This window comes from Citrobacter sp. C5_2 (assembly GCF_014596845.2).
GTDB classification, from domain to species: domain Bacteria; phylum Pseudomonadota; class Gammaproteobacteria; order Enterobacterales; family Enterobacteriaceae; genus Citrobacter; species Citrobacter werkmanii.
This window is the reverse complement of record NZ_CP115032.1, coordinates 3525399-3547009: the sequence shown is the minus strand read 5'-3', so window position 1 is coordinate 3547009 and position 21611 is coordinate 3525399. Positions and strand designations below refer to the sequence as shown.

Here is a 21611-nt window from a genome sequence, read left to right as displayed (position 1 = left end):
CGGGTGGGGTTGTTACAGTAAATCAGACGCAGTTAACGGACAACCAGTACCGGCAGAGTGGCGTGGCGGACAACGCTGGAGGCGTTTGAACCGAGCAGGTGGGTACTGATGGACGGGTTACGTGACCCAATGACCACCACATCCGCATTCAACTCTTCACCCAACTCGTTGACCACGTCACGGACACTACCAAAGCGCACGTGTTGTTTAATGCGGGAGGGATCGATGCTGAAGTGACCGACCATTGTTTGCAGACGCGTTTCCGCTTCGTGTTGCAGATGCTCTTCAAAACGACGAACGTCTGCCGCAAAGCGGTGCAGGCTTAAGCTCGCTGAGCCTGGCAGCACATGCAGCAGATGGATAACGCCGTTTTCCTGTGCCAGGAATTCTGCATGGCGAATAGCCTTGTCACTCAGTTCCATTTCGAATACATCAACAGGCATTATGATTGTGTTGTACATAAACATTCTCCTTGTCATTACATGAACACATAACAGCATAGTATTAAAAATGATTCTGTCAGTCACGGCACAGATTTATGTTTTGCGAACAGGAAATAACGTGAGGAGCGGGGAGATGAGGAGTAACCGGAAAGAGGATGCAGATGCATCCCCTGCAAGATAAAGCGAATAGCTTTGATAAGACAGAGTTAGCGCAGGTAGTCGCCCGCAGCTTCTGGTTGGTACTCAAGCTCGATGACTTCGAGGTGTGTTGATGTACCGCCCGGCAGTTCCCAGTGAATGGTGTCGCCAACGCGCAGGCCCAGCAGTGCCGCGCCAACAGGCGCCATGACGGAAAGCTGTGTGCTGCTGTCAGTCATATTAGCCGGATACACCAGGGTACGCACACGGACTTCGCCATCACTCAGATTGCGGAATTTCACGCGGCTGTTCATGGTCACGACATCGTGCGGCATGGTTTCTGGAGAACACATTTGCGCGCGATCCAGCTCGGCGTTCAGGGCGTCGGCAATGGGTAAACCAGCAAACGCAGGTTGCTCCAACAGGCGGTCAATGCGTTCCGCATCGAGGTCGTTAATGATGATAGTTGGTCTGGACATTTATTACTCCATGTCGTCGATACTGCGGGTGCGCAGGTAAATAATCCCAAAAGAAAACCCTCACCGTCAGGCGGCAAGGGTTTAGCTTGTATGATGATACTGAGACTTACCCCATGTTTGAAGTGATTTAGTTCACATTCAGGTAAATCATCAATATTGTCGCATATGGTGTGATTTTAGCCGAAAAACGTGATCGTTCTCCAATTTGCATTATGCTTTTTAAGCGCTCGTTGCGGGTGCGTCAATACAACTCAGTGTTCCGCTACAGGAGATCTCATGAGCCAGTACGACAAACTTACCTTAAAAGACGGCAGCTATTTGCATTTTAAAGACTGGGGAAGTGGACAGCCCATCGTGTTCAGTCATGGTTGGCCGCTGACAGCAGATGCGTTTGAGGATCAGATGCTGTTTCTTGGGTCGAAAGGATTTCGTGTGATCGCCCATGACAGACGCGGACATGGCCGCTCGGCCCAACCGTGGGATGGCCACAATATGGATCAGTATGCTGACGATCTGGCTGAACTTACCGCGCATCTCAATCTTAAAGATGCCGTGCATGTTGGGCACTCTACCGGCGGTGGGGAAGTGGCGCGTTATATTGGCCGCCATGGGACGCAGCGGGTGGCAAAAGCGGTGTTAATTGGCGCGGTGACGCCCATCATGATCAAGACCGACTTTAACCCGAATGGCGTGCCGAAAGAGGTGTTTGATGGCATCCGGGAAGGGGTAGTGAACGATCGCGCCGCCTTCTTCTATGAACTGACCGCGGCATTCTATGGTTATAACCGTCCGGGCGCAAAAGAGTCGAAAGCCGTCCGGGAAAGTTTTGTTGAACAGGGCTTACAAGGGTCCATCAAAGCGTTGTACGACTGCATTCATGCGTTTTCAGAAACAGACCTGCGTGGCGATCTCGAAAAAATGACCATCCCGACGCTGGTGATCCACGGCGATGACGATCAGATTGTCCCGTTTGAAACCTGCGGCAAGGTCGCGGCGGAAATATTGCCGGATGCGCAGTTGAAGGTATATGCCGGAGGTTCTCACGGTATTTGCACCACCCATAAACAGCAGATCAATGGCGATCTGCTCAACTTTATTCAGTCGTAATCTTTAACGGATTGTTCTACGCTGATCTTCTTTTTCCAGGGAGATGAGCGAAGCATAATTCGTGCTGCGCTACCGTTAATGACACCAGAGAAGGCTATGTATTTCTATCAACCATCACAGGGACACGGCTTACCGCACGACCCGCTAAATGCCATCATTGGACCGCGCCCCATTGGCTGGATTGCGTCGCGCGACAGTAACGGGCGACATAACCTGGCGCCATACAGTTTCTTTAATTGCTTTAACTACCATCCGCCGATTATTGGTTTTGCCAGCAGCGGCTGGAAAGACAGCGTGCGGAATATTGTCGAAACCGGTGAGTTTGTCTGGAACCTGACCACCCTTGAACTGGCTGGCGCGATGAATGAAACGTCTGCCAGCTTGCCGCACGGCGAGGACGAGTTTTTTACCGCTGGGCTGAATAAAGCCGACAGCCGGATTGTCAGCGTGCCGCGCGTGGCGCAAAGCCCGGTTAATTTTGAGTGCCGTTTATCGCAAACTCTGCAACTGACCACTGCTGACGGCGCGCCTGTAGAAACCTGGCTGGTGCTGGGAGAAGTGGTGGGCATCCATATAGACGAAACGCTACTGGAAGAAGGCATCTACCAGACGGCGAAAGCGAAGCCGGTACTGCGTGCGGGTGGACCCACGGCGTACTATTCAATCAGTGAAACACACCGTTTTGATCTGGTTCGCCCGGACGCCCGTTTGCAACGCTAAGCATGCAGACCGACGCCCGGTTTGCGCGTCGGTCGTGATTTTCAGTATCCAGCCTTGTCGATAATAAACTGTTTACCGCAGTTACCCGGATGCGGCTGCGGTAAGAATGACTGCGCAGATAGCGGTTGATTGATGGTGTCGGCTTTCAGGGATAGCTGGATCTCTGTGAGATAAGCCGGATTGCCGTGGCAGCTTAGCTTCACGGCTTTGACGTTCTCTTTGCCCCAGCTTTTGGCGATAGCGGCGTCAAATGCGTTGCGGCTGACAGTTTTGCCGTAGTTATCCGCGAGGAACTTGCCCGCTTCACTGTTTTTGAATTCATTATTCAGCCGCACCATCGTGCCAAAGTACACGTCGGGATCAAAACCAAAACAGGCGCCGTGTTTGGCATACTCGTAGCGTTCCAGGCAGGATGTTCCGCCAGCGCCTGGCATCACCGCGCTCAGTTTCGCCGCACTCTCCAGTGACAGGCCGGTTTCAGGCGCTGCACATTTACGGCTGGCGCGCGCTTCAGGCAGGTTAGGAATGGGACGCGTTGCGCAGCCAAAACGCATCCAGCGGCGGTTATCTACTCCGCGAGCGGCGATTGATTTTGGCAGGCTGGGCCACAGGCCGTGAACGGTCAGAAAATCCGCTTTGTCTGCAATCTCTTTTTGCAGACGACATTCGTCGGGTTCCTGACGATTACGCTCGTGTTGGCTTTGACAGAAACCGGTTTGCCAGGAGAGGGCCAGCACGTAGCGGTCAAAATCAGCGTACTGTTTTGCCTGAAGTTCATCGGCCTGAGCCACCGAAACCGGCAGCAGAAGCGCTGCCAGTAAAGAAGAATAACGCCATGTTGATGTCATGATGATTTCGGATACTTATATAAATTCTGAATATCATCTATTTAATCATAAAAAATGCCAGTCAGGTTTAGCTGACTGGCATCATTTTCATCAGGTGTGAGCCGGGATGATTAGCTCCACATTGCCAGAATCGGCCAGCCGACCAGCAGAAGCATAGCGATGTAGATAACGCCGAAGATAGCACCCAGACGCCAGTAGTCTTTAGACTTCACATAACCACAACCGTAGATGATAACGCCAGGGCCGGTTGCATACGGCGTCAGGCAGCCCATGATACCGATGGACAGCACCAGCAGGATACACAGATGTTCCATTGGAACGCCCGGGATACCTTTACCGACCGCCAGGATAACGGGCAGCATGGTGGCGGTGTGTGCGGAAAGGCTGGCGAACAGGTAGTGAGCAAAGTAGAACACCAGCACCAGCACGATCACGGTCGCGTTAGGTGAGAAGCCTTCCAGGTGCGTGCTCATGGTGTTAGCGAACCAGTCGATGAAGCCTGAACGGGTCAAACCATTTGCCATAACAACCAGCGTGGCGAGGTTTACCAGTGTGTTCCATGCGCTGTTATAGCGGGTAATATCTTTCCACGGTACAACGTGTAGCGCCAGCATCAGGGAAACCGCCAGCAGACCCACCGCGGTGGCATCAATCAGTTTACCCCCGAAGACCCACAGACCCAGGCTGAGCAGAACCAGACCGATCAGGGTCAGCTCTTTACGCGTCAGTTTACCCATGGTTTTCAGTTCTTCACCGGCCCATGCGGCAACTTCAGCACTGTGAGTGACTTCTGGTTTGTACAGAACATAGGACAGCCACGGCGCAACGATCAGCAAAATAATACCGACCGGCAGGAAGCTGAGGAACCATTGCAGCCAACTGATTTGAATGCCAGCAATTTTGTTGACGAATTCCAGACCCAGTACGTTCGGCGCCGCGCCGGTCACGAACATAGAGGAGCTCAGGCTGGTACTGATGACCATCATCCACATCAGATATCCGCCGATACGGCGTGCGGAAGGATCGTTCGGGAATGATTTAAACAGCGGCGGCAGGTTTTTGATAACCGGGAATACGGTACCACCGGTACGCGCGGTGTTGGACGGTGTAAACGGCGCCAGCAGGATGTCGATAATAACAATCGCATAGCCCAGCGTCAGGGTACGTTTACCCATGAATTTCACCATGAACAGCGCGATACGACGACCCAGGCCGGTAACTTCATAACCCAGTGCGAAAATAAACGCGCCAAACACCAGCCACACGGTGGTGCTGGAGAAGCCCGCCAGACCCCATTTCAGCGCTTGCTTACCCGCTTTGAATGCCGGGTCGGCCAGCTCGGATGCGTCAAACAGCAGATAGTTACTGCCGATAACGCAGATCGTCACGGCGATAAAGCTGATTGCCGTTGCCGGAATGGGCTCCAGAATCATCCCGACAATCATGGCCACGAACACGGCAAAATAGTGCCATGCCTGTGGGGGCATGCCATCAGGGACGGGGATAAGAAACATGACGCCCATGACTACCAATGGGGCCAGTAACTTCCAAATTTTATCTTTTGCTAAAGACATGTGTGTGATTCTCCGGAAAGGATCTTTAATTGTGATAATGATGAACTTGTGAAATCTGAGCTAAGAACCATGTGACGATCAGCAGATCGGCGCAGCCTCCAGGACTGAGGTTGCGTTCAATGCACTGTTGGTCGAACTGGCGTAGGTATTCGAGATCGGCCGGGGTACGAATTCCGCCTTGTTGTAACAACGTGGAAGCCTGCTGCTGTAACCAGCGCAAACCTTCTGCGCCACCACGGGAAGCCACGTTGGTGTCGCCGTTGATAGACATCAGCAGCAGTAACGTATCGAGTAACGCCAGTTCAGGATCGCGGCCCTCAGCCAGCAGTGCACGGTAGTGCGGCAGAGCATGCTGAATGACGAGGGGATATCCTGCTTCGGCTTCGCCGCGTGCGCCGGTTAATCCCAGTTGCTGATAAAGACGTTGGCCAGCCGTGAGTTGTTGGTTGTTCTGGCGCAGTTCGCGCTCGGTCAGGCCACGGCAAAATGTTGCTGCCGTAGAGCAAAGGGTTTCAGCGGTAACGCTCAGGCGGAGCTGGAGCAGGCGGCCAATGGCGGCGCACAGTAATCCCAGCGAGAAGATGCTGCCTTTATGGGTGTTCACTCCGGCAGTAGCGCGAAACATATCGGCTTCGCAGGCCATGCCCAGCGGACGTAGTCCTGGCAGGACATCTTCCGGCGGCTGCTGTGCGCTAAATGCGCCGTATTCGATAAAACGCGGCAGCCATGTCTGAATCGCTTCAGCACTGCGATAAAAATCTTCCAGCGCCATATCTTTATGCGCGCCGTTATTAATACGATCCACCAGACCCGGTTTAGGCGACAGGTTGACTTCCGTCAGCATGGCGCGCCACGCCAGCGTGGCGTAAGCGTCAGGCAGATCCAGAGGAAGAACTGCGTTATGAGTTGATGTTGCGGGAATCGGCATCATGCAGCAGTGCCTCCATCTGAGTGAGTAAGTCGGAAAGCGCGTGAGTTTTACCCCGCGCGCATTCGGCAGCGCTTTGCTCGCACAGCAGACAGCGGCGGGCAGGGAGCGCGAAATGACGCCGGGACAGAATTTCCCCTTCAGGGTTCAGGACGTCGATGTCCCATAACCGTCCCAGCGGATGTGAATGCTCAAGTCCGATAGTGGCGAGCTTGAGGTCCTGGGCCGGAGCCTCAATGGCCAGCAGGCCTTCCGGTCCGCTGGCAGAGACCAGCGCAGTTTGCTCCCTGACAATCCAGGCGGATTTTTCCGCCAGCGCGAGCAGGGCGGTGACGCCGTGATTAAAGATGCGACGGGTTAATTCGCTGTCTTTAATCGGACCTGGCGCGACCACGGTAAACGAGACCAGTGGCGCGTGATGACGCGTGAGCCAGGCATGCTGCCTTGCTTGTCTCTCATCTCGGCTGGCGAGCAGCTCAGGGATGGAAACCGCGTGGCAGGTGGCGTGTTCAGGGAGCAGGTGCATGGCTTATTCCTTCACCTGATGCACAACGTCAATTACCGAACCATCGCGGTAGCGCACAACGGCAATTACGCGATCGGTAAATTCGATGGCGCGCGGTTGACCGGTTAGCTGCTGTGCACGTTCGCGCAGCCATTCAATCGACACCACTTTCATGCCAGCTTCTTGCAGGCGTTCCGCCAGTTCAGGGCGAGCAGGGTTGACGGCGATACCGTGGTCGGTAACCAGAATGTCAACGCTGGAACCAGGGGTTACGCAGGTCAGCACGTTATCTACCAATGTCGGGATGCGTCCACGAACCAGCGGTGCGACGATGATAGAAAGCGCTGCGGCCACAGCCGTATCGCAGTGACCACCGGAAGCGCCACGCAGTACGCCGTCGGAGCCGGTCAGTACGTTAACGTTGAAGTTGGTGTCTACTTCTAATGCGCTCAGTACCACAACGTCCAGGCGGTCAACGGATGCGCCTTTCGAGCCCCAGTTAGCGTACTGGTTAGCGCTAATCTCAATGTGATTTGGATTGCGGGCCAGGGATTTCGCGGCGGTACTGTCGAAGCTTTGTACATCCAGCAGTTTGCGGATTAAGCCTTTTTCATGCAGATCAACGATGGTGGCGGTGATGCCGCCCAGCGCGAAATCGGCATGGATGTCACGGCTACGCATTTTGTCTTCCAGGAAACGGGTAACGGCCAGAGACGCGCCGCCGGTTCCTGTCTGCAATGAGAAGCCTTCATTGAAGTAACCGGAGTTAGCTATGACGTCTGCCGCGCTGCGGGCGATCAACAATTCACGCGGATTGGTGGTCATACGGGTCGCGTCAGCACCAATTTTGTCCGCATCGCCGACCTGGTCGATCTGCACGATCAGATCCACTTGATCCTGGGTAATGCTGGCCGGGTTGTGCGGATAGCTCAGCAGTTGTTCTGTCAGCAGAACAACCTGCCTGGCGTTCTCGGCATCGACGCGGGCATAGCCCAGTGAGCCACAGCACGCTTTACCGGTATAACCGTTAGCGTTACCAAACTGGTCGCACGCCGGTACGCCGAGGAATGCGACATCAATGTTGAGTTCGCCACTTTGCACCAGGTGTACACGACCACCGTGGGAGTGGATTTGCACCGGCTCAGCTAGCAGACCACGAGAGATCTCTTCTGCCAGCGGGCCACGCAGCCCGGAGGTATAAATTCGGCTGACCACGCCCTGACGGATGTGCTCAACCAGCGGCGCGTGGCAGTCGCTCAGGGAGCTTGAGGCCAGCGTCAGATTTTTAAAGCCCATGTTGGCGATGGCGTCCATCACCAGGTTAATCGTCAGATCGCCACCGCGAAATGCGTGGTGGAAAGAGATGGTCATACCATCCTGTAAACCTGAACGACGAATGGCGTCTTCCAGATTAGCGCACAGCTTTTTGTCGCGCGGTTTTTGCGCCTGCAATTCTACTTTTGCGGTGCTCTGATAAGCGGAAAGCTCGCTTTCTGCATGACGGCTCCAGGTCGCCACGCGATCCTGGCGTTGAGACTGTTCGATTTTCTGCGTCATTTTTTTGCCTTATTCTTCGCGAATGCCGGAAAGTTCTGCACGGGAGATAACCAGAAGGGCGCGCTCGATAACCGGGCTGTCGACCATCTTGCCGTTCAGGGAAACCACGCCACGACCTTCGCGGGCGGCAGCTTCAGCGGCTTCCACCACCAGACGGGCATGAGCCAGCTCTTTGCGCGTCGGGGCATAGAGGTTATGCAGAAGTTCAATCTGGCGAGGGTTGATCAGCGACTTGCCGTCAAAACCCAGTTGCTTGATGTGTGAGGCTTCGTGCAGGAAACCTGCTTCGTTGTTGGCATCGGAATAGACGGTATCGAATGCCTGAATACCGGCAGAGCGCGCAGCCTGCAAAATAGAGCAGCGGGCAAACAGCAGTTCAGTCCCTTCCGGGGAACGTTCAGTGCGCAGGTTACGCACATAATCTTCAGCACCCAGTGCAATACCAATCAGGCGCTCGGAAGCGTGGGCGATTTCTACCGCGCGGGTAATGCCTAACGGCGATTCGATAGCGGCTAACAGACCGGTGCTGCCGGGTTCGCGACCACAGGCGTTTTCGATGCGCAAGATTTCGCTTTCGATGTCGATGACATCCTGTGCGGTATCGGTTTTCGGTAAACGCACGATGTCGGCGCCGCCGCGCACAACGGCTTCGAGGTCATTGATGCCCCATTCGGAGTCGAGGGCGTTTACGCGCACGATGGTTTCTACGTCGTGATACAGCGGATGTTGCAGCGCGTGGTACACCATGCGGCGGGCGGTATCTTTTTCACGCAGCGCGACGGAGTCTTCCAGGTCGAACATCAGCGCATCAGCCGGGTAGATAAACGAGTTGCTGACCATGGCGGCATTGGCGCCCGGTACGAACAACATGCTACGGCGGGTACGGGTTTTAAGTTGTTGTAAAGATTCGGCAATCACTGGCAATCCTCCCATGGCAGTGCCGGAATACCGCCAGCGCGGGCCAGTAGTGCTTCCAGTCGCGCACGTAAAATGCAGTCCAGTGCGCCTTTATCATCAACATTTAATTGCACGCCGCGTACGTTGTAGCGGGACAGTACGTCCAGAATGGTGGCCCGAATGGCATCACCGAACTGCTTTTCGACGCTACTGTTAACCTGCAGGTCAATATCCTGCGAATCGAGTGGGGCGATGCGAATCATCACATCACCGGACTCGAGTGTGCCTGCGACGGCTGCCTGGTTTATTTTCATTTTTCACCTGTTGCTAATGCGGGGGTATTTTGGCGGACTGCCGCACCCGATGAGGCTCGTTCAACCATGCTTTGCAGATAGCGCAGCGTGGCGTCAGGAACCAGGGATGCGATAGCCGTGAGATCTTTTTTAACCAGCAGCTTGCGCACCCAGGAGGCGGAAATCGGCATCTCCTGGAAGCACAGCCGCTCAATTTCCACCAGTTCAATCGGTGGGGCGGGAAGCGTTGGGGTCTCCAGCCAGTAACGCATATCGTTGTTGTACTGGGAGGTGACGGTGCAATACGGCTCGGTACCCACGAAACGGTGCGTAACACCGAGAGCCGGGGCCAGGTACTGGCGGAAGATTTTCAGGTCTATTTCGGTGTAGCAGTGGTTAATAACGCTCTGCTCTTTGATGAAGTAGCACGGGAACGTGGCGCGGGAAATGATGTATTCCGAACCGCGATGCACGGTTAAACGCGGAATGTCTTTTGTCCCTTTAAGTACCAGATCCAGTCGGTCTTCATACGGAAAACGCGAGGTATCTTCTTTCACCAAAAACAGATGCAGCCAGTCACATTGCGCGGCAGCCTGTTGGATCAGAAAACGATGACCGTTGGTGAAGGGGTTGGCGTTCATGACGATACAGCCAATTTTTTTCCCTTCATGACGCTGTTTTGCCAGCGATTCGGCGTAGCGTTTCAGCCGCGTGGTGCTGTTTTCCATCAACACCATAATGCCGGGCACGCTGGTGAGTGTGGAAAAGCCGCACTGTTTAAACAGCGATTCGTACTCGGTTTTGGTATAGATGAAGAGGTGCGTACAGTGGCGCTCATAGGCGAGGTTGATGAGTTCTGTCGCCAGCGTCAGCGCCAGGCCTTCACCGCGCACGGACTCACAAATCGCGACGCACTTAATGATATTTCCGGCGATACCGCCACAGGCAATCAGGCGATCGTCACGGGTGACGGTGATAAATACTTCGACGGTGGTATCAACGCTCAGATCGTTCTCTTTCAGAAATTGCGCGATAGCCGCCATCTTTTTATTTTCTGAGCGTTTAACTTGCGTGAATATATTATTACCGAACATAGTAAATAGAGCCCCGATGCTATATTTGTTACTGGGTTTCTGTTTTTGTTGCTCTGATTAGCAACCTGATAACGTTTTGTTTGCAATTGAAGGGAATGGTTTTTTATTACGGAGTATTTCTTTTTTTCCCTGCTGCATACATCGTAAGGAGTATTTTGGAGGTAATTTTTGATTTATTTCACAATAAGTTAGAAGGTTTTAATGTGTTTTATGGTTTTAAGTTTTTTAATTAATTTAACCCGGAAATAGCGCGTGGTTTTAATTTGTTTAATTGATTTAAGGTGGGGAATCTGCAACGATCCTGTTTTATATCGTCACTTTTAAATAAAACATTTTTATTACAACTACAATAGAAAATAAGTTTCGGTAACGTCGGTGAGGAAAATTTATGGCAGAACAGAAAAATAAAACACGGTTTCCTTTTTTTCGCAGTCTGGCGTTTCCGTTACGCATTTTTCTGCTCATTCTGGTCGTTTCTGTTCTTATTATCGCAGCGTTAGCACAATACTTTACCGCCAGTTTTGAAGATTATCTGACGACACATGTCCGCGATATGGCAATGAACCAGGCCAAAATCATCGCCTCTAATGACAGCATCATCACGGCGGTGAAGCATCGTGATTACAAGCGTCTGGCGACTATTGCCGACAAACTACAGAGCGGGACTGATTTCGATTATGTGGTGATTGGAGATACCCACTCTATTCGTCTTTATCATCCGAACCCGGAAAAAATTGGTTACCCGATGCAGTTCACTAAGCCTGGCGCGCTGGAAAAAGGTGAGAGCTACTTTATTACCGGCAAAGGATCTATTGGGATGGCAATGCGCGCCAAAACCCCTATCTTTGATGACGATGGCAAAATCATTGGCGTGGTCTCAATTGGCTATCTGATCAGTAAAATTGATAGCTGGCGATCGGATTTCTTACTGCCAATGGCTGGGGTATTTATCCTGCTGTTGTTGGTACTTATGCTGCTCTCCTGGTTTTTTGCTGCCCATATTCGTCGGCAGATGTTGGGGATGGAGCCTAAACAAATCGCGCGGGTGGTGCGTCAGCAGGAAGCGCTGTTCAGCTCGGTGTATGAAGGGTTGATTGCCGTGGATCCTGACGGATATATCACTGCGATAAACCGCAGTGCGAGGAAAATGCTGGGGCTGTCATCGCCGGGCAGAAAGTGGCTGGGCAAACCGGTAAATGAAGTCGTTCAGCCAGCGGACTTTTTCACCCAGCAGATTGCAGAACAACGCCAGGATGCGATGGTTAATTTTAATGGGTTGAGCGTTATCGCCAACCGTGAGGCGATTCGCTCCGGTGACGAACTGCTCGGCGCCATTATCAGTTTTCGTAGTAAAGATGAAATTGCTACCCTTAATGCGCAATTAACGCAAATCAAACAGTATGTTGAGAGCCTGAGAACGCTGCGTCATGAGCACCTGAACTGGATGTCGACTATCAATGGCCTGCTGCAAATGAAAGAGTATGACCGGGTGCTGGCTATGGTTCAGGGCGAGTCACAGGCACAGCAACAACTGATTGACAGCCTGCGCGGCGCCTTTGCCGATCGTCAGGTGGCGGGTCTGTTATTTGGCAAGGTACAACGTGCGCGGGAACTGGGTCTTACGATGACCATTGTTCCTGGCAGCCAACTGCGCCAACTGCCTGAAGGGCTGGATAGCACAGAGTTTGCAGCAATTGTTGGCAATCTGCTTGATAATGCATTTGAAGCGAGTTTACGCACCCAGCAAGGCAACAAAGTCGTCGAACTTTATTTGAGCGACGAAGGGGATGATGTGGTCATCGAAGTTGCCGATCAGGGATGCGGTGTGCCGGAAGCATTGCGTGAAAAAATATTTGAACAGGGTGTAAGCACCCGTACCGATGAACCAGGCGAACATGGCATCGGTTTGTATCTGATTGCAAGTTATGTGAGGCGCTGTAACGGGGTGATTACGCTCGAAGATAACTCCCCTTGCGGCACCTTATTTTCTTTATTTCTTCCGAAAGTGAAAAAAAATAATGACGGAACCATTAACGCTACTGATCGTTGAGGATGAAACGCTACTGGCGGAAATGCATGCTGAATATATCCGCCATATACCCGGATTCAGCCAGATATGGCTGGCGGGTAATCTTGCGCAGGCAAGAATGATGATTGAGCGTTTTAAGCCCGGTTTGATTCTTCTTGATAACTACTTGCCGGACGGTAAGGGTATTACTTTGTTGCATGAGCTGACCCAGGCGCGTTATCCGGGCGGTGTGGTCTTTACCACGGCGGCCAGCGATATGGAAACGGTCTCCGAGGCCGTGCGCAGCGGCGCGTTTGATTATCTGGTCAAACCTATCGCTTACGAGCGGTTGGGGCAGACGCTGACGCGGTATCAACAGCGCAGACGCATGCTGGCAGGCAATGACAGCGCCAGTCAAAAGCAGATTGATGAAATGTTTAACGCCTACGCGCGCGGCGAGCCGAAAGGCGATTTGCCGACCGGGATTGATGCGTTAACGCTGAATGCGGTGCTGAAGCTATTTGCCGATCCGACGGTACATCATACTGCGGAAACGATCGCCCAGGCGCTCACCATCAGTCGTACGACCTCCAGACGTTATCTGGAGTACTGTGCCAGCCGCCATTTGATTATCGCGGAGATTATTCACGGGAAGGTGGGTAGACCGCAGCGTATTTATCACGGCGGCTAATACACGTCATCCTTTAAGCTGCCTCTTTGTTGGCTGCGTGCAGAAACCCCAGTCACATAGTTATCTATGCTCCTGGGGATTTCTTTACTTGCCGCCGCGATGCAGCATAAATGATTTTGTGTATTAAGGTCAGGTATTGACAGGTATCGTTAACCGCCAATCAGGGCAGACGTTGCCGGTACCATCACTTCGGTGGCGATAATCACCACCAGCAGTCCGACCAGTACCGGAACCGAGGTACGTTTCACGACTTCGAACGGAGAAATCTTCGCCATCCCTGCCACCGCCACAACGACGCCGGAGACCGGAGATATGGTACGCCCGAGGTTGGAGGCCTGAAGCATCGGGATTGCAAGGTAAGCCGGGTTAATGCCGGAAGAGTGTGCCAGTTTCGGGATCATCTCAACGAAAGCATAGAACGGCGCGTTACCGGAACCCGTGGTCATTGCTGCCAGCATGGTCAGGATCACCAGTACCAGCATCAGAATAATACTCGCTGAGCCAAACGAGGTGGCGATAGAAATCAGACTTTGAATAAAGCCGATGGTACTCAAGCCCTGGGCAAAAACACCCGCAGCGACGAGCAGCATCACTACGTTAGCAAAGGCGTCCGCCATGCCCCGGTAAGCGACCTCCAGACCTGAAAACACCTTCTGAGTATTGAATCCGCGAACAAATTCCAGAACGGCGGCGATGAGCATGCATAGTACCAGGATAGTAATAATGTGCAGCTGCGGACCCCATTTACCATCAAAAATCAGAACGCCTACGATCGGTGTAAACGGCAGGATGGCGTAAAACGACGGCGCGGTAGTGGTGATTTCTGCTACGTCTAACATTTCGTGAGAAATGTTCTCTTTTTTATCCAGATAGCGCTGCCAGAAAAAGTGTGCGATCGCCATAGCAATGATGGCGGCAATGGAAATTGGCAGCGTGGTTTTAAACGCGAAATCAATCAACGGCATTTCTGCGGCTTTTGCCGCCAGCACCACATCACCGGATGTCGGTGAAAGAATGATTGCGGCAGGGGAAGCGCATATGGCCGCCGCGGCGCCACGGCTGATCCCAACGTTTACCATGACCGGGAAAAGCGTTGCCATCAGCAATACGCCCAGGCCGGTAGCTGAGGAGACTGCCAGCGACATCAGACAGGCGACAAAATAGGCGGCAATCATCAACAGATAAGGTGAGTTGATATATTGCAGCGGTTTGGAGGCCAGCTTAACGACCATATCGTTCGCGCCAATATGCGTCATGTAGGCGGCAAAACCGCACAGCATCATAATCATCATGCCGAGATCGCCACCGCGGCTCATCAGCAGAATTTTAATGTATTCAACAATGTCTGTAGCAGTATAGCCCGTCGTTGCTGCGCTGGAAGGCAGAACTTTATGTCCCATCACCGCACTGATAATCAGCAAAACCAGACCGCCAACAAACAGTACGCCGGTGGCGGAATAACCTTTGATGATGTAGCGCGCTACACCCACAATAACCACAACCCCAATAAGGAGTTCAATAAATGTCAACATTGTTTCCCCTGTCGCATTGCTGCCCGGAAAGTAAAAAAACTAAAAAAAGTAAAAAGTGGTGACAGAATGTGCCTAATAAACCGATAACTATTGCTGATTGAAATCAATAAAAATACGGATTCAACCGATGGCCTGACTGTTTTTTCAACATCGTGGTTTAAAAAAGAATATCCCCGGCAAAAACTGTGAAACAGCATTGCTGTTGTGTGTATTTTGATATGATAGTGTTAAATTATTGTTTCTTTATTTGTCCATCACGTTTGAAAAGAACAATTTATTAGCAATCAAGAGAAAATTATTCCTGTAATAAAGCCCAGTAAATAGAGGGGAATCATCTTATAAGTATTGCCCGAAGAATATTCTGATTTTTTACCTGCGCATTTTTGTTAAGTTAACATTAAGGTTGAGTTTGCTACAATTGCTAATAACTCCCAGGATGGTAATTAAGTTGTGATTGTCGCTAAACGATATTTTCTCATTTTTTCATTTCTTTTTATTCAGTTAGCTTTCATTCCCCAGGGCGCTGCTGAAGATAAAGGCTGGTTTGCCACGTTTAAAGATAATGTCAGTGAAACCTGGCAGCAGCCGGAGCATTATGACCTGTATGTACCGGCTATTACCTGGCATGCCCGTTTTGCCTACGATAAAGAAAAAACGGATCGCTACAATGAACGCCCATGGGGGGCCGGATTTGGCCAGTCCCGTTGGGATGATAAAGGTAACTGGCACGGGCTTTATATTATGGCCTTTAAGGATTCCTACAATAAATGGGAACCGATTGGCGGCTACGGCTGGGAGAAAACCTGGCGACCGCTGCCTGATGAAAACTTCCATACCGGCCTCGGCTTTACCGCTGGTTTTACCGCACGCGATAACTGGAACTACATTCCCGTGCCGGTGCTGTTGCCGCTGGCGTCAATCGGTTATGGTCCGGCAACGTTCCAGATGACCTACATTCCAGGAACCTATAACAATGGTAACGTCTACTTTGCGTGGTTACGCTTCCAGTTTTGATGGGCTACCTTTATTGTCAGTCAGGTTTTAAAAAAAACCATTAAAAACATATGGATGGAAACGGTTGCTGAAAAATAACGCGACATTTATCACTTTTTGATAAAGTTCGACTGGACAAAACGCATCACAATTGTTGTACTGATACCCGACACAGCATTTGTGTCTATTTTTCATGTAAAGGTAATTTTGATGTCTAAGATTAAAGGTAACGTTAAGTGGTTTAATGAGTCCAAAGGATTCGGTTTCATTACTCCGGAAGATGGCAGCAAAGACGTGTTCGTACACTTCTCTGCAATCCAGACCAATGGTTTTAAAACTCTGGCTGAAGGTCAGCGCGTAGAGTTCGAAATCACTAACGGTGCCAAAGGCCCTTCTGCTGCAAACGTAATCGCTCTGTAAGCATACGACAGCAAGCATTCAAAACCCGCTTAATTGCGGGTTTTTTTCGCTCTAATGTGCGGGAGAGGCAGAAACCAGCCAGAATGCCAGGGCGGTCATCGCAAATGATCCCAGTAGATTAACCAGCACATTCACCATAGCCCAGCCAAAGCGTCCTTCCTGGAGTAAAAACACGACCTCTGCCGAGAAGGTGGAGAACGTTGTCAACCCGCCGCAAAAGCCGGTAGTAATCAGCACTTTCCACATTGGATCGATGTTTGTCATGCGATTAAACCACGCCAGACCCATACCAATGATAAACGCGCCAAGTAAGTTTGCCGCCAGCGTACCGAATGGGATAGCCTGATGCAGTGGGTTGAAGCGCATGCTCAACATCCATCTTGCTACGCTACCTGTACCACCACCGATAAAAACCGCTAAAAGAAGTTGTAACACTGCTAAATCCTGCTATTTGATTGTATATAGGATGAGTGTAACGCTGAATAATCACTGTTGGCGAGCCTGACAAACTTTTCTGGAGGGAATATGTTCGTTGCAGCAGGGCAGTTTGCCGTGGGACCTTCGTGGGAAAAGAATGCAGAAACCTGCGCTTCATTAATGTCTCAGGCCGCAGGAGAGGGAGTATCGTTGTTGGTACTACCGGAGGCGTTGCTGGCCCGTAACGATATTGACCCTGACCTGTCAGTGAAGTCAGCGCAATTGCTGGAGGGTGGGTTCCTGACGCGTTTACTCCGAGAAAGCGCGCAAAATGAAATGACGACAATTCTGACGATTCATGTTCCTTCTGTGCCAGGTCGGGCTTTTAACATGCTGGTGGCGTTGCGGGGAGGTCGGGTTGTTGCCCATTATGCAAAATTGCATCTTTACGACGCGTTTGCGATTCAGGAGTCGCGAAATGTCGATGCAGGAGACGCCATAGCGCCGCTGCTGGACGTAGACGGATTAAAGGTAGGGTTGATGACCTGCTATGACCTGCGTTTCCCTGAGCTGGCGTTAGCGCACGCTCTGCAGGGGGCAGACATTCTCGCTTTACCTGCCGCCTGGGTGCGGGGAGCGCTAAAAGAGCATCACTGGGCAACATTGTTGGCGGCAAGGGCTCTTGATGCCACTTGCTATGTTATTGCCGCTGGAGAATGTGGTAATAAGAATATTGGGCAAAGCCGGGTCATCGATCCCTTTGGGGTGACCATTGCCGCAGCGGCAGAAACACCGGCGCTGATTATGGCCGAGGTTTCTGCAGAGCGGGTGAAGCAGGTCAGGGCGCAACTTCCGGTGTTAATTAACCGACGCTTTGCGCCACCGCAATTATTATGACGTTTTTTTAAACAAGACTTGATTCACCTTGTTACAGATTGCTATTGTGTGCGCGCGTCGAAAGGCCGTTAATATTCTCAGGTTAATATGGCGCATTATGTAGCCTGGTTTAAGTTAAGAAGGTATCTATGGGTGAGATTAGTATTACCAAACTGCTGGTGGTTGCCGCACTGGTCGTTCTGCTGTTTGGTACCAAGAAGTTACGTACACTGGGTGGAGACCTGGGAACGGCAATTAAGGGCTTTAAGAAAGCGATGAACGACGATAATACCGATGCCAGGAAAGAGGCTGATGGTAGCGTTCAGGCGGAAAAGCTCTCTCATAAAGAGTAATATCAGGAGCATGATGCTCATACTGTGTGCTCTGTATGAAAAAAACCGGCAAATTGCCGGTTTTTTTATTGCTGATATGTAAGTGAGTATTACACGATTACTTCACTTCCAGCCCTTTGGCCTGCATATCAGCGTGGTATGAAGAACGAACAAACGGGCCGCAGGCTGCATGGGTAAAGCCCATCGCCATGGCTTCGGCTTTCATCTCGTCGAACTCATCCGGGCTGACATAGCGTTGCACCGGCAGGTGATGGCGGCTTGGCTGTAAATACTGCCCCAGCGTCAGCATAGTCACGCCATGACTGCGCAGATCGCGCATCACTTCAATAATTTCGGCATTGGTTTCACCCAGACCTACCATCAGACCCGATTTAGTCGGGATCTCCGGGTGCGCGTCCTTGAAACGCTCCAGAAGCTTCAGCGACCAGTTGTAGTCCGCTCCCGGACGGACATTGCGGTAAATACGCGGTACGTTTTCGAGGTTGTGGTTAAATACGTCCGGCGGCGTGGCCGTGAGGATATCCAACGCGCGATCCATACGACCACGGAAGTCAGGCACCAGCGTTTCGATTTTAATCGATGGGCTTTTCTCGCGGATAGCGGTGATGCAGTCAGCAAAGTGCTGAGCACCGCCGTCACGCAGATCGTCACGGTCAACGGAGGTAATGACGACATAGCGCAGCGCCATGTCCGCAATGGTCTGAGCCAGTTTCAACGGCTCGTTGACATCAGGCGCAACCGGACGGCCATGGGCAACGTCACAGAATGGGCAACGGCGAGTACAGATTGCGCCGAGGATCATAAAGGTTGCGGTTCCGTGATTGAAACATTCAGCCAGGTTAGGGCAGGAAGCTTCTTCGCAGACAGAGTGCAGGCCGTTTTTGCGCATTGCCGCTTTGATGCCCTGGATGCGGGTGGAGTCCGCTGGCAGTTTTATTTTCATCCATTCCGGTTTACGCAGCAGGGCTTCACGCTCTGTTGCCACATTTTTAACCGGGATAAGAGCCATCTTATCGGCATCGCGGTATTTAACACCGCGTTCCATCACAATGGGTTTACTCATAGCTTGCGTGTTCCAGTTGCGAATTACGAAGGAAAGCGTTTCAATTCAAGGGAATGTTGCATTTATCAACTATTTTTGAATTAGTGATACGCAGTATATCATTGAAACGGGCCAGAAAGCAGCCTGACAGGCTGGCAAAATGTAAAATAGTTGTTGTTTTGTGCCATTTGCCACAACATATGCCGTGGCAAAGTATGACAGCCTTTTTAGTCCACAACGTACTCGTGCGGTGGGTTACCCAACAGCGCCAGAATGTTGGCCAGCAGGCGTGGGCGAATGCTCTCAGTCGTGGCAGCGCTATCCCATTGCGATACTTTTGCCATCTCCATTCCGGCATAACCGCAAGGGTTGATACGCAGGAAAGGCGACAGGTCCATATCCACGTTAAGCGCTAAGCCGTGAAATGAACATCCCTTACGAATACGTAACCCTAATGAGCAGATTTTCTTCTCACCGACATAAACGCCTGGCGCATCGGCTCGCGGGTGGGCGTCGATGCCAATTTCCGCAAGGGTATTGACGACAGTTTGCTCCAGCAGCGTAACCAGTTCGCGAACGCCCAGTTTGCGGCGTTTCAGGTTCAACAGCACATACATGACCTGTTGACCTGGACCGTGGTAGGTCACCTGACCGCCGCGATCGCTCTGAATCACCGGAATATCTCCCGGCATCAGTACATGCTCGGCTTTACCGGCCTGACCCTGGGTAAAGACAGGATAATGCTCTACCAGCCAGATTTCATCATGACTGTTTTCATCGCGGGTATCGGTAAATTCGTGCATGGCCAGAGAGACTGGCTCGTAAGGTTGAAGACCGAGCTGGCGGACCAGAATTTTATCCTGATACAAAACGGCATCTCCGTAGATACTCACACAGAGTAGAGAATGTTAAAGAGGGGAAAAGTATATCACAGGAGGAAGGGGTTACCCGAGCGGGGATGCAGCGGGTAACCGACAGGTTTTTACAGCACCATGCGTACGATATCAATATTGCCTAATTCTTCGTACAGTGTTTCAACCTGCTCAATGTGTGTAGCAGTGATGGTGATAGAGACCGAGTGGTAGTTGCCTTTGCTGCTCGGTTTTACCGTCGGAGAGTAATCACCTGGCGCATGGCGCTGTACCACTTCAACCACCTGATCAACCAGCTCAGGCAACGCCTGCCCCATTACTTTGTAAGTAAATGGAGTAGGGAATTCAAGCAGTTCGTTAAGTTTGGTTTTCATGTCAGCTCCGGCGTTACATCAAAAAATAATAACTCCCACAGCGCGTGGGAGTTATCTGGATACCTAGTATATGGGGACGTAAATCACACTTTCAAGTGTTCGATTTTTAGCCAAACCAGTGATGGAACATTAATTTAATGTAATCAATGATTTTCCCAAAGAAGTTGCCTTCCGGGATTTCCTGCAGCACGACCAGCGGGCGCTGCTCGATGGTTTTGCCATCAAGCTGGAAGTTGATGGTACCGACAACCTGGTTTTTCTGCAGCGGCGCGTGCAGTTCAGTGGTGTTCAGCACATAACTTGCTTTCAGATCTTTCATACGGCCGCGCGGAATGGTCAGGTAGACATCCTTATCGACACCTAACGATGCGCGATCGGTGTTACCAAACCAGGCGGGTTCTGAGGCAAATTCTTTACCCACTTTCAGCGGGTTGACGGTTTCGAAGAAACGGAAGCCCCAGGTCAGCAGTTTTTTGCTTTCGGTTTCGCGACCTTTATAGGTGCGGCCACCCATTACGGCGGAGATCAGACGCATCTGGCCTTCGGTTGCGGATGCAACAAGGTTATAGCCAGCTTTATCGGTGTGACCGGTTTTGATACCGTCGACATTCAGGCTGTTATCCCACAGCAGACCGTTACGGTTTAACTGACGAATGCCGTTAAAGGTGAACTCTTTTTCTTTATAGATAGAGTATTCATTAGGCACATCGCGAATCAGCGCCTGACCAATCATCGCCATATCGCGGGCTGAGCTGTACTGACCGTCAGCATCAAGACCATGAACGGTCTGGAAGTGGGTGTTTTTCAGACCCAGCGCGTTCACATAGCTGTTCATCAGGCCGACGAAAGCATCCTGGCTGCCGGCAGCGAAGTCAGCCATCGCCACACATGCGTCGTTCCCGGACTGCAGGTTAATACCACGGATCAACTGAGAGACAGGAACCTGCATGCCTGGCTTGAGGAACATCAGCGATGAACCTTTAAAGACCGGGTTACCCGTAGCCCATGCGTCATTGCCAACGGTGACCAGATCGGTTTCTTTGAACTTCCCGGCTTTCATCGCCTGGCCGATGACGTAGCTGGTCATCATCTTGGTCAGGCTGGCGGGGTCGCGGCGAGTGTCAGCATTCTGTTCTGCCAGAACTTTACCTGAGTTGTAATCAATCAGGATATACGACTCCGCATCGATCTGCGGAACGCCGGGGATCATGGTTTTAATATTCAGGTCATCGGCATGGGCAGCAGAGAGAGTAGCTGCGCAGAGAGCCGCGGTGAGCGCCATACGCTGCACGAAACGAGCGGAAAAAGTGGTCTTCATGGTCTGAACTACGACGTCCGTGATGAAATTAAAAAAAGTGCCCTACTATAGCAAATGCATAACGGGCAGGCATCTGACTTTCCGCGTGACTTTGTTAATGTCATTTACGGAAATTGACAATTCAGATACCCG

Annotated in this window: 24 protein-coding genes; 8 read left to right on the top strand and 16 right to left on the bottom strand. The window is 51.6% G+C overall.

Annotated features, from left to right (window positions below):
* Positions 1-32 precede the first annotated feature (32 nt).
* Positions 33-461, bottom strand: a complete 429-nt coding sequence (gene uspG / locus ICA20_RS17385) for a universal stress protein UspG (RefSeq protein WP_016152215.1) — start codon at positions 459-461, stop codon at positions 33-35.
* A 188-nt stretch (positions 462-649) separates the two neighbouring features.
* Positions 650-1060: a nucleoside diphosphate kinase regulator gene (gene rnk, locus ICA20_RS17380; protein WP_005120853.1), complete on the bottom strand. Its 411-nt coding sequence runs from the start codon at positions 1058-1060 to the stop codon at positions 650-652.
* 276 nt (positions 1061-1336) lie between these two features.
* Here rnk and ICA20_RS17375 point away from each other — a divergent pair, with 276 nt between their 5' ends.
* On the top strand, positions 1337-2167 hold the full coding sequence (locus ICA20_RS17375) for an alpha/beta hydrolase (RefSeq protein ID WP_038638697.1): 831 nt from the start codon (positions 1337-1339) through the stop codon (positions 2165-2167).
* 96 nt (positions 2168-2263) lie between these two features.
* Positions 2264-2887 carry a flavin reductase family protein gene (locus ICA20_RS17370; protein ID WP_038638700.1) on the top strand — a complete coding sequence of 208 codons (624 nt, stop codon included), beginning with the start codon at positions 2264-2266 and terminating at the stop codon, positions 2885-2887.
* A gap of 41 nt (positions 2888-2928) precedes the next feature.
* Here ICA20_RS17370 and rna read toward each other — a convergent pair whose 3' ends face one another.
* The 8 genes from rna to citC all read right to left on the bottom strand — a co-directional run bounded on the left by rna (position 2929) and on the right by citC (position 10583).
* Entirely contained in the window at positions 2929-3735 is an 807-nt protein-coding gene (gene rna, locus ICA20_RS17365; RefSeq protein WP_038638702.1) for a ribonuclease I, read from the bottom strand.
* Positions 3736-3845: 110 nt separating this feature from the next.
* Complete coding sequence (gene citT, locus ICA20_RS17360; protein ID WP_038638704.1) at positions 3846-5309, bottom strand: citrate/succinate antiporter CitT; 1464 nt, start codon at positions 5307-5309, stop codon at positions 3846-3848.
* A 25-nt stretch (positions 5310-5334) separates the two neighbouring features.
* Positions 5335-6240: a triphosphoribosyl-dephospho-CoA synthase CitG gene (gene citG / locus ICA20_RS17355; RefSeq protein ID WP_038638706.1), complete on the bottom strand. Its 906-nt coding sequence runs from the start codon at positions 6238-6240 to the stop codon at positions 5335-5337.
* Complete coding sequence (gene citX / locus ICA20_RS17350; protein WP_038638710.1) at positions 6209-6763, bottom strand: citrate lyase holo-[acyl-carrier protein] synthase; 555 nt, start codon at positions 6761-6763, stop codon at positions 6209-6211. The genes citG and citX overlap by 32 nt, the downstream gene beginning before the upstream one ends.
* A 3-nt stretch (positions 6764-6766) precedes the next feature.
* Positions 6767-8299 carry a citrate lyase subunit alpha gene (citF, locus tag ICA20_RS17345; RefSeq protein ID WP_038638713.1) on the bottom strand — a complete coding sequence of 511 codons (1533 nt, stop codon included), beginning with the start codon at positions 8297-8299 and terminating at the stop codon, positions 6767-6769.
* Between the two features lie 9 nt (positions 8300-8308).
* The gene (locus ICA20_RS17340) at positions 8309-9217 is read right to left on the bottom strand and encodes an aldolase/citrate lyase family protein (RefSeq protein ID WP_038638716.1); all 909 of its coding nucleotides are present in this window, start codon (positions 9215-9217) and stop codon (positions 8309-8311) included.
* Positions 9214-9510 carry a citrate lyase acyl carrier protein gene (gene citD, locus ICA20_RS17335; RefSeq protein ID WP_003831276.1) on the bottom strand — a complete coding sequence of 99 codons (297 nt, stop codon included), beginning with the start codon at positions 9508-9510 and terminating at the stop codon, positions 9214-9216. The genes ICA20_RS17340 and citD overlap by 4 nt, the downstream gene beginning before the upstream one ends.
* Entirely contained in the window at positions 9507-10583 is a 1077-nt protein-coding gene (citC, locus tag ICA20_RS17330; protein WP_038638718.1) for a [citrate (pro-3S)-lyase] ligase, read from the bottom strand. The genes citD and citC overlap by 4 nt, the downstream gene beginning before the upstream one ends.
* Before the next feature lie 388 nt (positions 10584-10971).
* Between citC and dpiB the strand changes: the two genes are divergently transcribed.
* Complete coding sequence (gene dpiB / locus ICA20_RS17325; protein WP_038638721.1) at positions 10972-12633, top strand: sensor histidine kinase DpiB; 1662 nt, start codon at positions 10972-10974, stop codon at positions 12631-12633.
* The gene (dpiA, locus tag ICA20_RS17320) at positions 12602-13282 is read left to right on the top strand and encodes a two-component response regulator DpiA (RefSeq protein WP_003831279.1); all 681 of its coding nucleotides are present in this window, start codon (positions 12602-12604) and stop codon (positions 13280-13282) included. Before dpiB ends, dpiA begins: the two co-directional genes overlap by 32 nt.
* A gap of 149 nt (positions 13283-13431) precedes the next feature.
* On the opposite strand, the gene dcuC is transcribed toward dpiA, so the two are convergent.
* Positions 13432-14814, bottom strand: a complete 1383-nt coding sequence (dcuC, locus tag ICA20_RS17315) for an anaerobic C4-dicarboxylate transporter DcuC (RefSeq protein WP_038638723.1) — start codon at positions 14812-14814, stop codon at positions 13432-13434.
* A gap of 450 nt (positions 14815-15264) precedes the next feature.
* On the opposite strand from dcuC, the gene pagP reads away from it, so the two are divergent.
* Together pagP and cspE are read left to right on the top strand one after the other, a co-directional pair.
* Positions 15265-15828 carry a lipid IV(A) palmitoyltransferase PagP gene (pagP, locus tag ICA20_RS17310; RefSeq protein ID WP_038638726.1) on the top strand — a complete coding sequence of 188 codons (564 nt, stop codon included), beginning with the start codon at positions 15265-15267 and terminating at the stop codon, positions 15826-15828.
* A gap of 189 nt (positions 15829-16017) precedes the next feature.
* A complete protein-coding gene (gene cspE, locus ICA20_RS17305) occupies positions 16018-16227 on the top strand; it encodes a transcription antiterminator/RNA stability regulator CspE (protein ID WP_000034825.1) in 210 nt (69 codons plus the stop codon).
* Between the two features lie 51 nt (positions 16228-16278).
* On the opposite strand, the gene crcB is transcribed toward cspE, so the two are convergent.
* Positions 16279-16662: a fluoride efflux transporter CrcB gene (gene crcB / locus ICA20_RS17300; RefSeq protein ID WP_003831281.1), complete on the bottom strand. Its 384-nt coding sequence runs from the start codon at positions 16660-16662 to the stop codon at positions 16279-16281.
* 90 nt (positions 16663-16752) lie between these two features.
* On the opposite strand from crcB, the gene ICA20_RS17295 reads away from it, so the two are divergent.
* Positions 16753-17541: a deaminated glutathione amidase gene (locus ICA20_RS17295; protein WP_038638732.1), complete on the top strand. Its 789-nt coding sequence runs from the start codon at positions 16753-16755 to the stop codon at positions 17539-17541.
* A gap of 128 nt (positions 17542-17669) precedes the next feature.
* Complete coding sequence (gene tatE, locus ICA20_RS17290) at positions 17670-17873, top strand: twin-arginine translocase subunit TatE (protein WP_038638735.1); 204 nt, start codon at positions 17670-17672, stop codon at positions 17871-17873.
* A gap of 97 nt (positions 17874-17970) precedes the next feature.
* Here the strand turns inward: tatE and lipA are convergent, their stop codons facing one another.
* The 4 genes from lipA to dacA all read right to left on the bottom strand — a co-directional run bounded on the left by lipA (position 17971) and on the right by dacA (position 21479).
* Positions 17971-18936 (bottom strand): lipoyl synthase, encoded by a 966-nt coding sequence (lipA, locus tag ICA20_RS17285; protein ID WP_038638737.1) that lies wholly within the window; start codon positions 18934-18936, stop codon positions 17971-17973.
* A 206-nt stretch (positions 18937-19142) separates the two neighbouring features.
* The gene (lipB, locus tag ICA20_RS17280; RefSeq protein WP_038638740.1) at positions 19143-19784 is read right to left on the bottom strand and encodes a lipoyl(octanoyl) transferase LipB; all 642 of its coding nucleotides are present in this window, start codon (positions 19782-19784) and stop codon (positions 19143-19145) included.
* Between the two features lie 113 nt (positions 19785-19897).
* The gene (ybeD, locus tag ICA20_RS17275) at positions 19898-20161 is read right to left on the bottom strand and encodes a DUF493 family protein YbeD (protein ID WP_003022706.1); all 264 of its coding nucleotides are present in this window, start codon (positions 20159-20161) and stop codon (positions 19898-19900) included.
* A 106-nt stretch (positions 20162-20267) separates the two neighbouring features.
* A complete protein-coding gene (gene dacA / locus ICA20_RS17270; protein WP_038638745.1) occupies positions 20268-21479 on the bottom strand; it encodes a D-alanyl-D-alanine carboxypeptidase DacA in 1212 nt (403 codons plus the stop codon).
* Positions 21480-21611 lie beyond the last annotated feature (132 nt).